13 protein-coding genes are annotated in these 14,252 nt (G+C 72.0%); 7 read left to right on the forward strand and 6 right to left on the reverse strand.

Annotated features, from left to right (window positions below; translation table 11 throughout):
* Positions 1-55: 55 nt before the first annotated feature.
* Positions 56-958 carry a LysR family transcriptional regulator gene (locus ACFQRI_RS15980; RefSeq protein WP_380669243.1) on the reverse strand — a complete coding sequence of 301 codons (903 nt, stop codon included), beginning with the start codon at positions 956-958 and terminating at the stop codon, positions 56-58.
* A gap of 140 nt (positions 959-1,098) precedes the next feature.
* Between ACFQRI_RS15980 and ACFQRI_RS15985 the strand changes: the two genes are divergently transcribed.
* Both ACFQRI_RS15985 and ACFQRI_RS15990 read left to right on the forward strand, forming a co-directional pair.
* On the forward strand, positions 1,099-2,412 hold the full coding sequence (locus ACFQRI_RS15985) for an MFS transporter (protein WP_380669245.1): 1,314 nt from the start codon (positions 1,099-1,101) through the stop codon (positions 2,410-2,412).
* 345 nt (positions 2,413-2,757) lie between these two features.
* The gene (locus ACFQRI_RS15990) at positions 2,758-4,002 is read left to right on the forward strand and encodes an MFS transporter (RefSeq protein WP_380669247.1); all 1,245 of its coding nucleotides are present in this window, start codon (positions 2,758-2,760) and stop codon (positions 4,000-4,002) included.
* A gap of 39 nt (positions 4,003-4,041) precedes the next feature.
* On the opposite strand, the gene ACFQRI_RS15995 is transcribed toward ACFQRI_RS15990, so the two are convergent.
* Genes ACFQRI_RS15995 through ACFQRI_RS16005 form a run of 3 tightly spaced genes read right to left on the reverse strand, consistent with a single transcriptional unit; the run spans position 4,042 to position 7,066 of the window.
* Positions 4,042-4,842: a DeoR/GlpR family DNA-binding transcription regulator gene (locus ACFQRI_RS15995; RefSeq protein WP_380669249.1), complete on the reverse strand. Its 801-nt coding sequence runs from the start codon at positions 4,840-4,842 to the stop codon at positions 4,042-4,044.
* Positions 4,843-4,856: 14 nt separating this feature from the next.
* Complete coding sequence (pdxA, locus tag ACFQRI_RS16000) at positions 4,857-5,861, reverse strand: 4-hydroxythreonine-4-phosphate dehydrogenase PdxA (protein WP_380669251.1); 1,005 nt, start codon at positions 5,859-5,861, stop codon at positions 4,857-4,859.
* Positions 5,858-7,066 carry a four-carbon acid sugar kinase family protein gene (locus tag ACFQRI_RS16005; RefSeq protein WP_380669253.1) on the reverse strand — a complete coding sequence of 403 codons (1,209 nt, stop codon included), beginning with the start codon at positions 7,064-7,066 and terminating at the stop codon, positions 5,858-5,860. Before ACFQRI_RS16005 ends, pdxA begins: the two co-directional genes overlap by 4 nt.
* A 188-nt stretch (positions 7,067-7,254) precedes the next feature.
* Between ACFQRI_RS16005 and ACFQRI_RS16010 the strand changes: the two genes are divergently transcribed.
* Genes ACFQRI_RS16010 through ACFQRI_RS16025 form a run of 4 tightly spaced genes read left to right on the forward strand, consistent with a single transcriptional unit; the run spans position 7,255 to position 11,631 of the window.
* Positions 7,255-8,238 (forward strand): aldo/keto reductase, encoded by a 984-nt coding sequence (locus ACFQRI_RS16010; protein WP_380669254.1) that lies wholly within the window; start codon positions 7,255-7,257, stop codon positions 8,236-8,238.
* A gap of 26 nt (positions 8,239-8,264) precedes the next feature.
* Positions 8,265-9,026 carry an HpcH/HpaI aldolase family protein gene (locus ACFQRI_RS16015; RefSeq protein ID WP_380669256.1) on the forward strand — a complete coding sequence of 254 codons (762 nt, stop codon included), beginning with the start codon at positions 8,265-8,267 and terminating at the stop codon, positions 9,024-9,026.
* Complete coding sequence (locus tag ACFQRI_RS16020; RefSeq protein WP_380669258.1) at positions 9,023-10,198, forward strand: sialidase family protein; 1,176 nt, start codon at positions 9,023-9,025, stop codon at positions 10,196-10,198. The genes ACFQRI_RS16015 and ACFQRI_RS16020 overlap by 4 nt, the downstream gene beginning before the upstream one ends.
* Positions 10,199-10,242: 44 nt before the next feature.
* On the forward strand, positions 10,243-11,631 hold the full coding sequence (locus ACFQRI_RS16025) for an Nramp family divalent metal transporter (RefSeq protein WP_380669260.1): 1,389 nt from the start codon (positions 10,243-10,245) through the stop codon (positions 11,629-11,631).
* 23 nt (positions 11,632-11,654) lie between these two features.
* Here ACFQRI_RS16025 and ACFQRI_RS16030 read toward each other — a convergent pair whose 3' ends face one another.
* The gene (locus ACFQRI_RS16030) at positions 11,655-12,308 is read right to left on the reverse strand and encodes a hypothetical protein (protein ID WP_380669262.1); all 654 of its coding nucleotides are present in this window, start codon (positions 12,306-12,308) and stop codon (positions 11,655-11,657) included.
* Between the two features lie 155 nt (positions 12,309-12,463).
* Positions 12,464-13,453, reverse strand: a complete 990-nt coding sequence (locus tag ACFQRI_RS16035) for a mechanosensitive ion channel family protein (protein WP_380669264.1) — start codon at positions 13,451-13,453, stop codon at positions 12,464-12,466.
* Positions 13,454-13,830: 377 nt separating this feature from the next.
* Here ACFQRI_RS16035 and ACFQRI_RS16040 point away from each other — a divergent pair, with 377 nt between their 5' ends.
* Positions 13,831-14,208: a PH domain-containing protein gene (locus ACFQRI_RS16040; RefSeq protein WP_380669266.1), complete on the forward strand. Its 378-nt coding sequence runs from the start codon at positions 13,831-13,833 to the stop codon at positions 14,206-14,208.
* Positions 14,209-14,252 lie beyond the last annotated feature (44 nt).

Genomic DNA, 14,252 nt, shown 5'->3' on the forward strand with positions numbered 1-14,252 from the left:
GAGGCCCCTGAAAGGGGCGCGGCGCCGCTGCGCGGATCGTCCGCGCGGGCGACCCTCAAGTCGTTCCCGGCGACTCCAGGTCGCCGGGCGCGTGCTCCTGCAGCAGCTGGAGGAAAGCGCCTGCGGCGGGCGTGATCCCGGAGGACGACCAGAGCGCCTGGACCGTTCGCGGCGGAACCCCGGTGGTGGCCACGCTGCGCACGCCGGGCATCCGCGCGGCGGTGGCGGAGGAGACGAGGCCGACCGCGAGGCCGCGCGCGACGAGCTGCTCCAGCAGGGCCATGCTGTCGGCCTCGAAGGCGACCGTGCGCGTCGCGCCGGCCGCGGCGAAGGCCGCGTCGTTGTGCGGGCGGATTCCCGAGCCGCGCGGCATGTCGACCATGTCCTCCTCGGCCAGCATCGCCGGGTCGACCCGTGCGACGTCGGCCAGCGGGTGGCCGTGCGCGACGATGGCGACCAGCTCGTCCTGGGTGAGCACCCGACCGGCCAGCCCTCGGGGGAGCTCGCCGGGCCGCGCGTCGACGAAGACGACGTCGCAGGAGTGCTCGCGCACCTGTTGCAGCAGGTCCCGCACCAGCCGGTTGCGGAGCGTGACCCGCACCCGCGGGTACCGGTCCCGGTAGCCGGCGAGGATCGCGGAAAGGTCCACCGCGGTCAGCGGGGTGATCGTGCCGATGACCAGCTCGCCGCGCACTTCGCTGCCCGAGGCCACCGCGTTGCCGGCGGCTCGCTCGGCGGCGGCGAGCGCTTCGCGGGCCGGGCCGAGGAAGCCCTCGCCGGCGGGCGTGACCTGAACCCGGCGGCTGGTGCGCTCGAACAGCCGCACGCCCAGCTCCTTCTCCAGGCGGGCGATCTGCTCGCTGAGCGCCGATTGGACGACGAAGCAGCGGTGCGCCGCCTTGGTGAAGCTGCCGGTCTCGGCGACCGCGACGGCGTAGGCGAGCTGGCGCAGTTCCATCCGACCATCGTGATCGCCGATCGCTGTCATGGCAACAAACTGTTGGACCGATCGATCGGGAGCGCAGGAGCATCGGGGAAGGCCTGTTCACCGGTGCGCGACCGGACGCGCGAGAAATCCTGGGAAGAAGGGAAGAGGACGTGGCTTCCTCCTCGATCGAGCAACCCGCGGCGGCGCCGAGTTCGGACGTCGCGAACGGGCCCGGCCGCGGCGCGGTGCTGCTCCTGGCCGCGGCCGTCGGGCTCTGCGTGGCGAACAACTACTACGCGCAGCCGCTGCTGGCCACCATCGCCGCCGACCTGCGGTTGTCGGCCACGACCGCGGCGCTGGTGGTGACCGCGGCCCAGATCGGCTACGGCCTGGGCCTGGTCTTCCTGCTGCCGCTGGGCGACCTGCTGGAACGGCGTCGGCTGGTGTGCGGGCTGACCGCCGCCACCGCCCTGTCGCTGGCGCTGACCGCGGTCGCGCCGAACGGCGGGCTGCTGCTGCTCGGCACCGCCCTGACCGGGCTGCTGTCGGTGGCGGCGCAGGTCCTGGTGCCGTTCGCCGCGGATCTGGCCGCGCCGCACCAGCGCGGGAAGATCGTCGGCACGGTGATGAGCGGCCTGGTGCTGGGAATGCTGCTGGCGCGCACGGCTTCCGGTGCGCTGGCCGAGCTCGGCGGGTGGCGGACGGCGTACTGGGCAGCGGCTCTGGCGATGCTCGCGCTGGCCGTCGCGCTGCACCGCCGGTTGCCGCGGTACCGCGGATCCGCCGCGATGGGCTACTTCGCGCTGCTGGGCTCCACCGCGAGGCTGTTCGCCGAGGAGCCGGTGCTGCGCACCCGGTCGGCGATCGGGTTCTTCGCCTTCGCGTGCTTCGGCGCGCTGTGGAGCTCGCTGGCCTTCCTGCTCTCCGACCCCGGTCACGGCTGGTCGGACGCCCAGATCGGGCTGCTCGGCCTGGTCGGGGCGGCGGGGGCGGTGGCCGCCCACCTGGCCGGGCGGCTGGCCGACCTCGGGTGGGCCGGCCGGACCACGCTGATCGGCGGCGCGCTGCTGCTGGCCTCGTGGGGGCCGCTGTTGTGGGGAGCGCACGACCTCGCCCTGCTCCTGGCCGGGATCGTGCTGCTGGACCTGGCGCACCAGGGAGTGCACATCACCAACCAGTCGCTGATCTACGCGGTGCGCCCGGAAGCGCGGGGGCGAATCACCTCCGCGTACATGACCTGCTACTTCGCCGGTGGTGCGCTGGGGTCGACGCTGGTGGGGCTGATCTACCCGCAGCACGGCTGGCGCGGTGTGTGCCTGCTCGGGGCAGCGCTGGCGCTCGCGCTGTGCCTGGTGGGGGCGGGCGGTGCCGGAGCGGGAGGTCGAGGGCCTCGACCGCGCCCGCTGCCCGCGGTGGGGGCGGCCGTGCTGCTCGGCTGGGGCTGGCTGATGGTCGTCGCGGTGGTGCTCCGGCTGCTCCTGTGATTCGGGAACGCGCCAGGGAGATCGTCGGGGTCCGCGACGACGGGCTGCTGCGCCGTCGAACGCCCGCGCGCCACGCGGTTTCGCGCTCGACTCCGCTCGGCGGGATCGACCGACCGGTGTTGCCGGCCCCGGCGGTCTCGATCGGTGCACCGCGCCCGATCTGCTCCGGGGGCTTGTCCCGGGCGGCTGGGTGCCCTACGCTCACGCGCACCCTAAAACGTTTCAATCGGTTTCCGCGGAACTGCCCGAACGCCCCTTCGGGCAAGCCCATGAACAGGAGGACCAATGGCGGTCCGGTTCGGTAGCAAGCGAACGACCGGCTGGCGAGCGACGATCGCGGTCGCGATGTCCAACTACATCGAGGCCGGCTCGATCATCGCGATCGCCACGAGCTTGAGCCTGTGGCAGGAGCGGTTCGGGCTCGACGACCTGGCCGTCGGCCTGCTCGCCGCGTTGAGCGCGAACGCCTTCGGCGCGGCCGCGGGAGCCGCCATCGGCGGCCCGCTCTGCGACCGCTACGGCAGGAAGTTCATCTACACCTACGACCTGCTGCTGTACATGCTCGGCGTGCTGCTCGCGGTGTTCGCGATGTCGTTCGGGATGCTGCTGATCGCGTTCGTGCTCACCGGCATCGCGGTCGGCGCCGGTGTGACGGCCTCGTGGACCTACATCGCCGAGGAGGCCCCGCCCGGCCGCCGAGCCGCGCACGTCGGCACCGCCCAGCTGGCCTGGTCGATCGGGCCGATGGTCGGGTACCTGCTGGCGGTCGTGGTCGCGCCGATGGGGCTGACCGGCAGCAGGCTGATCTTCGCGCACCTCTTCGTGGTCGCCGCCATCGCGTGGTGGATGCGGCGCGGGTTGCCGGAGTCGCAGATCTGGCGCGATCGCGAATCCGCTCAGTCCGGGCGGATCTCGTTCCTCCGGAGCCTGCGCGAGCTGTTCACCATGCGCGCCAACCTGACCGCGCTGGCCCTGCTCTTCGCCGTGTACGCGCTGTGGAACGCCGTCGCCGGCCAGGCCGGGATCTTCCAGCCGCGCGTGTACGAGGCGGCGGGCTTCACCTCGGAGACCGAGCAGTACCTGGTTCAGGTCCTGCTGTGGGGTTGCACCAGCGCGGCCACCTACCTCGGCTTCATGCTGCTGGCCGACCGGGTCAGCCGCAGGTGGCTGTACTTCTCGGGTGCCGCGCTGGGCATCGTGGCCTGGGCGGCCCTGATCTACGGGCCGGCGAGCACGGCCACGCTGCTGTTCTTCGCCGTCGGCTGGGGCGTGTCCTCGGGCATCGGCGCGCAGGCCTTCTACGGCCTGTGGACCAGCGAGCTGTTCGCCACGCGCTACCGCGCCAGCGCGCAGGGCGTGCTGTTCCTGGCCGCGCGCGTGGTCGTGGGGCTGCTCAGCGTCGTGTTCCCGGTGCTGCTGACCCAGCTCGGCCTGCAGGGGCTGGGCGTGCTGATCCTCGGCCTGCTGGCCGCCTCGCTGCTGGCCGGGACCTTGTTCGCCCCGCGCACGCAGGGCAAGAGCCTGCAGCTGATCGAGCAGGAGCGCTACGGCGCGGCCGCGCCCGCGGAGCGCGCCGCGACCGGCTCCTGAGCCCGCGCGGGCCGGGTGAGCTCTCCGGAACCGAGGAGCTCACCCGGCCCGCGAAGCAGGTGCCCGGTGCGCGCGGTCGACGACGACGAGATCGATGCCGCGGGCGTGGAACGGCGCCGTGGCAGCGGTTTCCGCACCGGGGTCGGTGACCAGCGTCCACTCCGGACCGATCGGCGCGTGCGCCCGGAACGGACGGTGCCCGAGCTTGGCCGCGTGCACCAGGAGGTAGACCCGGTCGGCGCGCTGCGCCATGAGCTCCTTGAGCCGGGTCTGCTCCAGATCGGCCTCGCAGATGCCGTGCTCGGCGGTGACCCCGTCGGCGCCGAGGAACGCCCGGTCGAAGCTCATCCGGTCCAGCGCCGCCTCGGCGAGCGGACCGACGAAGCCCTGGCTGAGCTGGCGCAGCGAACCGCCGAGGCATTCGACCCGCAGATCCGCGGCGTGGGCGAGCTCCTGCAGCACCGTGATCGCGGTGGTCACGATCGTCAGATCCCGCCGGTGCGCGAGCTCGCGGGCCAGCGCGGTGGTGGTGCTGCCCGAGTCCAGCAGGATCGTCTCGCCGGGCCGCACCTGATCGGCGGCCCACCTGGCGATGGCCTCCTTGGCCCCGGCGGCCTCCCCGTTGCGCTGGCGCACCGAGGCCTCTAGCTGGCCGTCCAGCGCCATCGCGCCGCCGTAGGTGCGCGCGAGCTGGCCGGCCGACTGCAGCTGCGCGAGGTCGCGGCGGATGGTCGAGGCGGTCACCCCGAAGGCCGCCGAGAGCTCCTCGACGCTGGTCAGGCCGGAGGTGCTGGCCAGCTCCAGGATGGCGGCACGCCGCTCGCGGGCTCCCCGGGGCATCGCGTTCCTCTCGTTCACCTCGCGGCGCACAGGTTGGCCGCCTGGCGGATGGCCTCGATCATGCTATCGGCGCTGGCCTTGCCTGTTCCCGCGATGTCGAAGGCGGTGCCGTGGTCGACCGAGGTGCGGATGACGGGCAGGCCCACGGTGATGTTCACGCCGGTCTCGATGCCCAGCACCTTCACCGGACCGTGCCCCTGGTCGTGGTACATCGCCACGATCAGGTCGTACTCGCCGCGGGTGGCCAGGAAGAACGCGGTGTCGGCGGGCAGCGGCCCCTGGGCGTCGACGCCCTCGGCGCGCAGCCGCTCCAGCGCGGGGACGACCTTCCGCTCCTCCTCGCCGTGGCCGAACAGGCCGTTCTCCCCGGCGTGCGGGTTGATCCCGCACACGCCGATGCGCGGTTCGCGCACCCCGGAATCGCGCAGGGTCCGGTCGCCGCGGCGCACGGTGCGCTCGACGATTCCGGGTTCGATGGCGGCCACCGCGTCGATCAGTCCGATGTGGGTGGTCACGTGGATGACCTTCATCGCCGGGGTGGCCAGCATCATCGACACCTCCTCGGTGCCGGTCAGGTGGGCCAGGAGCTCGGTGTGCCCGGGGAAGACGTGCCCGGCGGCGTGCAGCGCTTCCTTGTTCAGCGGTGCGGTGCAGATGCCCTGCACCGCACCGCTCATCGCCAGCTCGCTGGCCACCCGGATGTAGTGGTACGCGGCGTCTCCCGCCACCGGGCTGACCGCTCCCCAGGGCAGATCGGCGGGCAGCAGGCCGAGGTCGACGACGTTGATCCGCCCCGGGGCGAAGACCGCGTCGTCGACCGAGTCGACCGCGACCACCTCGGCGTCGGCCCCGAGGACGCTCGCGGCGCGGCGCAACCGGGCCGCGTCGCCGATGACCACGGGGCGGCAGCGGGTGGCGGTGGTCTCGTCGAGCAGCGCCCCGACCGTGACCTCGGGGCCGATGCCCGCTCCGTCGCCCATGGTCACGGCGATCGCGGGGGTGGTGGAGTCACTGTTCACTTCGTCAACCTTTCGATTCCTGCGGGGCGGAGGTGTTCGACGATCCGGACGAGGCCGTCGCGCTCGCCGAAGCTGCCGGGGCGGGTCACCACGGAGGTGCCCGCGGGAGTGCTGCTGCGCACCGCGCCGTGGTGGACCTGATCGATCGGCGTCAGCGTCCGCACGTCGAGCGCGTCCAGCACCAGCCGCGCGGTCTCGCCTCCGGTGAGCACCAGATCGACCGGCCGGGGGCAGCGCTCGACCACGCGGGCTGCGGTGCTCGCCAGGCCGCGCACCAGGTCTCGCGCCTGGTCGGGGTCGACCGGTTCGGCCGCGTCGATGCTCAGCGCGGTCGGACCGCGCTCGAGCGCGACGAGCGCGCGGGACAGGGCTGATTCGCTGGTTCCCCGCCCGATCAGATCGGCGGTGCGGCAGGCGACGGTGCGCGTTCCGCGCGCTTCGGCCAGGCGCAGCTGCTCGGCGGCCTCGGGGGAGGCGGTGCCGACGACCAGCAGCAGCGGGTTCCCGCTCGCGGGTGGGGGCACCTCTACCGCCGGACGCCGCGCGGCGCGACCGATCGCGGCCGCCAGGCCGCCGGAACCGGCCAGCCGGGCCCGCTCGGGCACCGCGGCGACCACGGCGTCCAGGTCGGCGTCGGATTCCCCGTCGCAGATCGGAACCCGGCCCGCTGCGAGGCATTCGGCCAGCGCCGCGCCGAGGTCGTGCGAGCGCACCACGTCGATCGGGATGCTGCGGCAGGGCAGCGGTGCGAGCGCTTCGGCGACGTCCTGCGGCGGGCGATCGGCCTCCGCGCGCCAGGCCGTCGAGCGGTGCAGCGGGACGCCGCGCAGGTGCGCGACACCGCCGCGCACCGTCCGGTGCAGCGCGGGCAGCGCGGGTGCGACCACCAGCGGCCGGTCGGCCGCGGCGCCCAGCACGGCCGAGACGTTGCCGCGCAGCTGGGAGTCGATCTTGATGAAGACCGGGCGGGTGGCCCGGTCCAGCGCAGCGCGGGTGGTACGGCCGGCCTCGGTCGCCGCGAGCGCTCGGTTGTCGAGGTCGATCACGGTCACCTCCTGCGCGTTGTGCGCAATTGGAGGGGTATCGAGGCGGGCGAGTTCGACCGCGGTGGGCCACCCGAGCGGGCGCAGGCACGCGGCGGCCTCGACGGCCCCGGACAGGTCGTCGGCCAGGGCGAGGAGCCCTGATGAAGCTGTGTCCAGCACGTGGTGCTCCTCGTGGCTAGCTCGTCCCGATGCGCGCCGCCGATCTGCGACCAGCCTCGCGGTGCGGGGGCCACGCTAGCGCGTCTGCGCGTTTCGCGCCACAGGCATTGCGCGAAACGCGCAATCCTGCGAAGGTGATCCGCACAACGAGGCCGGGTGGCCACCGCCGTTCCCCGAGGAGTTCCCGCATGACCGTTTCGCGCTTGGAGGCGCCCGGCGTCGAGGTCCCCATGTCGTCCCTCGTGCTCGGGACGATGACGTTCGGCGACACCGTCGATGCCGCCGGAGCGGCGAGGATGCTCGACGCAGCGCTCGACGCGGGCATCACCGCGGTGGACACCGCCAACGGGTACGCCGGGGGCGAGACCGAGCGCATCCTCGGCGAGCTGCTGCCCGCCCGCCGCGACCGCGTGTCGCTCGCGACCAAGGCGGGCATGCCGCACCCGGACGCCGGGGAGCACTCGCCGCTGTCCCCGGAGGGCCTGCGCGCCAGCGTCGACGGGAGCCTGGCGCGCCTCGGCGTGGAGCGCATCGACCTGTTCTACCTGCACCAGCCCGACCGCGCCGCCCCGCTGGCCGACACGCTCGGCGAGATCGCGAGGCTGATCGAGGCGGGCAAGATCGGTGCGCTGGGCGTGTCCAACTTCGCGGCCTGGCAGATCGCCGAGCTCGACCACGTCGCCGACCAGGTCGGCGCGCCGCGCCCGGTGATCGCCCAGCAGCTGTACAACCTGCTCGCGCGCCGCGTCGAGGAGGAGTACGCCGAGTTCGCCGACACCGCGGGCCTGCTGACCGTGGTCTACAACCCGCTCGCGGGCGGGCTGCTCACCGGCAGGCACAGCTTCGAGCGCGACCCGTCCTCGGGTCGGTTCGCCGATTCCCGGCTCGCCGAGATGTACCGGAAGCGCTACTGGGACGAGCGGCTCTTCGAGGCGATCGAACGGCTCACCGCAGTGGCCGACGACGCAGGCATCTCGCTGGTCGAGCTGTCGCTTCGCTGGGTGCTCGGCAGGCCGGTCAGCTCGGCCGTGCTGCTGGGCGGGTCCAAGGTCGACCAGCTCGAGGCCAACATCGCCGCCCTGGGAGCCGGACCGCTCCCGCCGGAGGTGCAGGAAGCCTGCGACGCCGTCGGAGCGTTCCTGCGCGGCCCGATGCCCGCCTACAACCGCTGAATTCGCCACGACGAGAGGAAACTTCCGTGTCCGCAGCGGAATTCGCGCGCAAGCTGCGCGCCCGCGAGAGGGTGGTCGGGTACTGGGTGGTGCTCGACAACCCGATCGGCACCGAACGCATCGCCCGGCTCGGCTACGACTACGTCGCCGTGGACGCCCAGCACGGCCTGCTCGGCTACTCGGGGCTGCTCAACGCGATGATGGCCATCGACGCGGGCGGCCGGTCGGTCGGCCTGACCAGGGTCGAGGCGAACGATCCGGCCGCCATCGGCCACGCGCTCGACGCCGGCGCCGGTGGCGTCATCGTCCCGCTGGTCGACACCGCCGAGGACGCCCGCGCGGCGGTCAGCGCCACGCGCTACCCGCCGCGCGGACGCCGTTCCTACGGCCCGATGCGCTCGGGCCTGCGGATCGGACCGCGTCCGGCCGACGCCGACGACAGCACCGTGGTGCTCGCGATGATCGAAACCCCGCAGGGCCTGGCCAACGTGCGCGAGATCTGCGCGACCGAGGGCATCGACGGCGTCTACGTCGGCCCCTCCGACCTGTGCCTGGCCGTCGGCGGCGCCTTCCCCGGCGATCCGGCCGTGGCCGAGGAGTTCGAGCGCGCGGTCGACGAGGTTCACCGCGCCGCGGCCGAAGCGGGCATCGCGGCGGGCATCCACACGCCCGATGGCGCGACCGCTGCTCGCAGGCTGGAGCAGGGCTACACCTTCGCCAGCGTGGCCTGCGACCTGGTGCACCTGGAGCGCGCGGCGGGCGAGCACCTGGAGGCGGCGCAGTCGTGACCGAGCTGATCACGGACGGCGTGCTGCGCGCCGTCGCCGACGACCCGGTCCGCCACGAGACCTTCCTCAGCGCGGGCACCGCCCAGTCGCACGCCGCGAACCTGATGCCGCTTCCCGGCGGGGAGCTCGGCTGCGCCTGGTTCGCCGGGACGCAGGAGGGGCTCTCCGACATCAACGTCTGGTTCGCCCGGCTCGACGACGAGGGGCGCTGGAGCGAACCGGTGCAGGTCTCCGCCGATCCCGAGCGCTCCGAGCAGAACCCGGTGCTGTTCCCGACGCCCGGTGGCGAGCTGTGGCTGCTCTACACCGCGCAGCGCTCCGGCGACCAGGACACCGCCGAGGTCCGGCAGGTGGTCTCCTGCGACGGGGGCCGCAGCTGGAGCGCTCCGCGGACGCTCATCCCCGCTTCGGACACCGCGGGCGTGTTCGTCCGCCAGCCGGTCGTCGTGCTGGACTCGGGCCGCTGGCTGCTGCCGGTGTTCCACTGCGTGCGCCCGGAAACCGGTCGGTGGCGCGGGGACGAGGACACCAGCGCGGTGTTCGTCTCCGACGACCGGGGCTCCACCTGGACGCACCACGAGGTCCCGAACAGCACCGGCTGCGTGCACATGAACGTGGTGCCGCTGGCCGAGGGCGGGCTGCTGGCGCTGTTCCGGCGCCGGCAAGCCGACGCGATCTTCGCCAGCCGCTCGGTCGACGGCGTGACCTGGAGCGAACCGGAGCCCACCGAACTGCCGAACAACAACTCGTCGATCCAGGTGACCGCGCTGCACGACGGGCGCCTCGCGCTGGCGTGCAACGCCAGCAGCGCCGCCGACGCCACCGAGCGGCGGGCCTCGCTCTACGACGAGATCGACGGCGATTCGATCGCCGAACCGGGCGCGGCGGAGCCGGAGCAACCGGCAGGCACCGCGTTCTGGGGTGCCCCGCGCGCCCCGCTGACCGTGGCGCTGTCCGCCGACGGCGGCAGGACCTGGCCGGTGCGGCGCGACGTGGAGGTGGGCGACGGCTACTGCCTGACCAACAACTCCCGCGACGGGCTCAACCGGGAGCTCTCCTACCCGTCGATCACCCAGACCGCGGACGGCGATCTGCACATCGCCTTCACCTACTTCCGCCGGGCCGTCAAGCACGTGCGCGTGCCGCCGGCCTGGGTGGCGGACGGTTCCTGAGGAACCGCCGCTCCGCTGACCTTCGGCACTGCAATGGAGCAGCCATGGCACGTGAAATCAACGCAAGCGTCAAGACCGGGGCGGTGAGCCCCGCGGCCGGTCCGCCCGACACCTGGTGGGGCTTCGTCAAGGGGATGGGCCCGGGCATCGTGGTGGTGATGTCCTGGCTGGGCACCGGAGACTTCATCAGCGCCTCGGTGTCCGGTTCCACCTTCGGCTACGCGCTGATCTGGACGCTGGTGATCGCGACGGTCTCGCGGTACTTCATCGTCTCGTCGATGTCGAAGTACCAGCTGTGCAACGCGGTGGGCGACGAGACGATCCTGGACGGCTACGGCCGGATCTGGAAGGGGTTCCCGATGTTCATCGGGATCACCACCTGCGTGCTCGGCTTCGTCTACGTCTCGTTCCTGACCCTGGCCGCGGCCACCTCGATCGACGCGCTGGTCGGCGGGGTGCTCCCGCTGGGCGCCTGGGGCATCCCGCTGTGGGCGGTGGTCACCGCGGCCATGGCCTTCGCGCTGGCGTCGCGCCGCGCGGGGCACTTCCGCGGGCTGGAGATCGTCGCGCAGATCACCATGGCCGTGCTGGTGCTGTGCTTCCTGCTGGCGCTGTTCGGCACCGGGCTGGACCTGCCGAAGCTGTTCGGCGGTCTGGCCTTCAGCCTGCCGCCCGGCGAGGCCGGTTACATCACGGCCGCGAGCACCGCGGTCGGGCTCATCGGGGCCGTCGGCGGTTCCGCGGCCAACCTGCTCTACCCGTACCTGATGCACGAGAAGGGCTGGCGCGGCACCGAGTACCGCAAGCTGCAGCGCCTGGACCTGCGGTTCGGCAGCTTCGTGATGTTCGGGTTGGTGCTGGCCGTGTGGGTGGTGGCCGCCGAGACGCTGCACGGCACCGGCGAGAGCGTGTCCTCGGCCGACGGCTTGGCCAGCATGATGGAGAAAGCGATCGGCCCGGCCGGTCCGCCGATCATGTGGCTGGCGGTGTTCTTCACGGTGTTCAACAACATCGTGACCCAGCCCCGCGTGTTCGTCCGGATGTTCGTGGAGTCGCTGCACAAGAAGCGCCCGGAGCGGGTGGAGCGGATCCGCGCCAAGCGGGACCTGTCCGGGGTCCCGGACAAGGAGACCTTCTCCTACGACCCGCTGTTCTGGACCGTCCTGACGGTGATCATGACGGTGCCGATCGTGTTCTCGCTTCCCGGGATGCCGGGAATGGTGATCATCACGCTGCTCGGCAACTCGGTCAACGTGCTGACCGTTCCGGCGATCATCGTGGGGCTGATCGCCATGACCTCGAGGCGCAGCCTGATGGCCGAGGGCTACGTCAACAGGTGGTGGGAGACCGCGGTGCTGGTGCTGATCGGCGCGGTCGGCCTCTGGGCAACCTACGAGCTCTGCGCCAGCATCGTCACCTCGCTCGCGGGCTGAGCCGGGGGACGCCCCGCGCGGGGTCAGTGGCCGTGGTGCTCGTGCTCGGCGTGGCCGTCGCCGGGCGGTGGCGGCGGCACCGATGCGGGGTCCGGGGGTGCGGCCGGCGCGTGGTGGCCGGGTTCGCGGTGACCGCTGTGGTCGGCGTGCTCCTCGTGACCGGCGTGCTCGCCGTGGCTGCCGTGATCGTGCCCGAAGGCTGCGACGACGCCGGGCGCGGTGACCGCTGCGACGGCCGCGAAGGTCGCGCCGACCGCGAGGTGGTGGGCGCCCCGGGAAATCGCAGCGGGCGCGCGGGGCAGCAGCAACCACACCACGGCGAGCACGGCCACCGCCTCCAGCGCGACCGTCAGCGCGTCCGGCACGCCGACGGACTCCGGTGCCCAGGCTTCCGGGCCCAGCGGCGGCCCCCACAGCCGGGTCGTGCCCCACAGGGCGATGGTCGCGGCGTTGGCCGCGAGGCCCAGGGCGAGCAGGGGCGGGCGGGGAGCCCATATCGCGGCGGTCGCCCAGATCGCCTGGAACAGCGCGATGCTGAGGAAGAAGACGCCGTAGCCGGTCCACGCCTGCCAGTGGTCGGGGGTGACCGCCAGGTGGATCAGGCCGGCGCCGAGCGAGGCGAAGGCGGCCAGGAACCGCACCGGTCCCAGATCGGTCCTGCTGTCGGTCTGGTGCATCCGCGCTCCAAGGAGCCTGTCGGGGAAATGCGCGAAACGGGTGGGGAATGCTAAACAGGCCCGTCCTGGGGTGTCGAACCGGAAGCGCGGCCTCTGCTCGGAAAAGCGCGATGCCCGCGCCGGCGAACCGGCGCGGGCATCGGTCGCTCGCGATGTCAGCCCTGCTTGGTGGCCCCGGCTCCGTCCAGGGGCAGCAGCGGGTTGGCGACCTTGATGCCCTCCTGGTCGAACCGCTGCTTGAGCTGCGCGCGGGCGGCGCGGCCGATGGCCCACTGCGCGCCCGGCTTCGTCTTGATGATCACGCGCATGGTCACCGCGCCGTTGCCGATGCCGACCACACCGTTGACCTCGGGCTTCTCCAGGATCTGGGACTGGAACTCCGGGTCCCCGGCGAACTCGCCCAGCGCGGCCTCCATGCTGTCCTTGGCCTTGGGCAGGTCGACCGAGTAGTCCAGCGGGATCTCGATGACCGCGTTGGCCCAGTCCTGGTTCATGTTGCACACGCGCATGATCTCGCCGTTGCGCACGTGCCAGAGGTTGCCGTCGAGGTCGCGGATCTTGGTCACGCGCATGGTCATCGCCTCGACCGTGCCGACCGCGTCGCCGACGTCGACGACGTCGCCGACGCCGAACTGGTCCTCGACCATCATGAACAGGCCGGACAGGAAGTCCTGCACGAGGCTCTGCGCGCCGAAGCCGATCGCCAGGCCGAGCACGCCGGCGCTGGCCAGGATCGGGCCGAGGTTGATCCCGAACTCGCTGAGGATCATCATGAACGCCACGCCGAAGATCAGGAACGACGCGATGCTGCGCAGCACCGCACCGATGGTCTTCGCGCGCTGTTCCTGGCGCTCCTGGCGGTGGGCTTCGCTGTCCCCGTTGGACTTCATGACCACTCGGCTGGCCTTGGTCTTGGCCGCGCCGATCTTCTGCTGCGAGGAGACGATCCGCTTGATCAGCTGAGTGATCAGCCGGCCGAGGACCGCCCGTGCCAGGAACGCGATCACCAGGATGATGGCGATGTTGATGAGTCCGGAAATGAAGTTGCTGGCGTTGGTGGTGAACCAGGTGACGATCGGATTGAATTGCGCGAGGGCATTCGGCGGGCCAGCAGTTGAAACAGTTCCGGGGAGCGCGTTCAGCACGGGTTCGACCTCTCATCGGGGCTAGCAGGCGCGACCTGCGGAGTCCGGCCTGCTCTGACGGCGGACATGCTCTCAACCGGCCAGGTCGAACCGCAATCAGGCGCACCGCGAATCGCCAATCACGTTGCGTGTCGGGGGAAGTCCGCTCGGTAGTCGCGCTGGTGAGCGGGTCGCGATTCTCGGGGAATTCGAGATCGTCGGCGCAGTGCGCCATGACACAAATCCCAATCGCAGTGATCCGCGACCCGAGTGCCGCCGGGCAGTTCGCGCGGAAACCCATACGCCCGGTGGTTTTCCTCGCCTCTGAGCCCGCGGCCACCGCGCGGTCTTCGCTAGTGTGGTCGAGGGAACGGAGATCGCGAACGGGGAGCGAACGCGTGGGGCTTTTCAACGGGATGATGGGGAACGCTTCGAGCACCGATCTCGGGGCGGCGACCAAGGAGTTCGGGCGGCTGCTGGCTCCCGGCGAGGAGATCCAGGCCGCCTATCAGCTGGTCCGGGATTCGTTCGTGTTCACCAACACGCGGTTGATCCTGGTGGACAAGCAGGGCATGACCGGGCGCAAGATCGAGTACCACTCGGTGCCGTACCGCGCCATCACGCACTTCGCGGTGGAGACCGCGGGCACCTTCGACCTCGACGCGGAGCTCAAGATCTGGATCTCCGGTGCGCCGGAGCCGATCGCCAAGCAGTTCGGCAAGGGCGTCGACGTCTACGAGGTGCAGGCGCTGCTGAGCGCGTACGTGGCGCGATGACGAGGGCTTGACCTCGTCTCCCTTCTTTCATCAGAAGTCCCCGA

Source organism: Saccharopolyspora griseoalba, from assembly GCF_042665275.1.
GTDB classification, from domain to species: domain Bacteria; phylum Actinomycetota; class Actinomycetes; order Mycobacteriales; family Pseudonocardiaceae; genus Saccharopolyspora; species Saccharopolyspora griseoalba.

What these genes read in the sequence shown, in the direction of transcription:
- ACFQRI_RS16010 (WP_380669254.1), top strand. Translation starts at nt 7,255, where the DNA reads ATGACCGTTTCGCGCTTGGAGGCGCCCGGCGTCGAGGTCCCCATGTCG.
- ACFQRI_RS15980 (WP_380669243.1), bottom strand. Translation starts at nt 958, where the DNA reads ATGGAACTGCGCCAGCTCGCCTACGCCGTCGCGGTCGCCGAGACCGGC.
- ACFQRI_RS16025 (WP_380669260.1), top strand. Translation starts at nt 10,243, where the DNA reads ATGGCACGTGAAATCAACGCAAGCGTCAAGACCGGGGCGGTGAGCCCC.
- ACFQRI_RS15995 (WP_380669249.1), bottom strand. Translation starts at nt 4,842, where the DNA reads ATGCCCCGGGGAGCCCGCGAGCGGCGTGCCGCCATCCTGGAGCTGGCC.
- ACFQRI_RS15990 (WP_380669247.1), top strand. Translation starts at nt 2,758, where the DNA reads ATGTCCAACTACATCGAGGCCGGCTCGATCATCGCGATCGCCACGAGC.
- ACFQRI_RS16030 (WP_380669262.1), bottom strand. Translation starts at nt 12,308, where the DNA reads ATGCACCAGACCGACAGCAGGACCGATCTGGGACCGGTGCGGTTCCTG.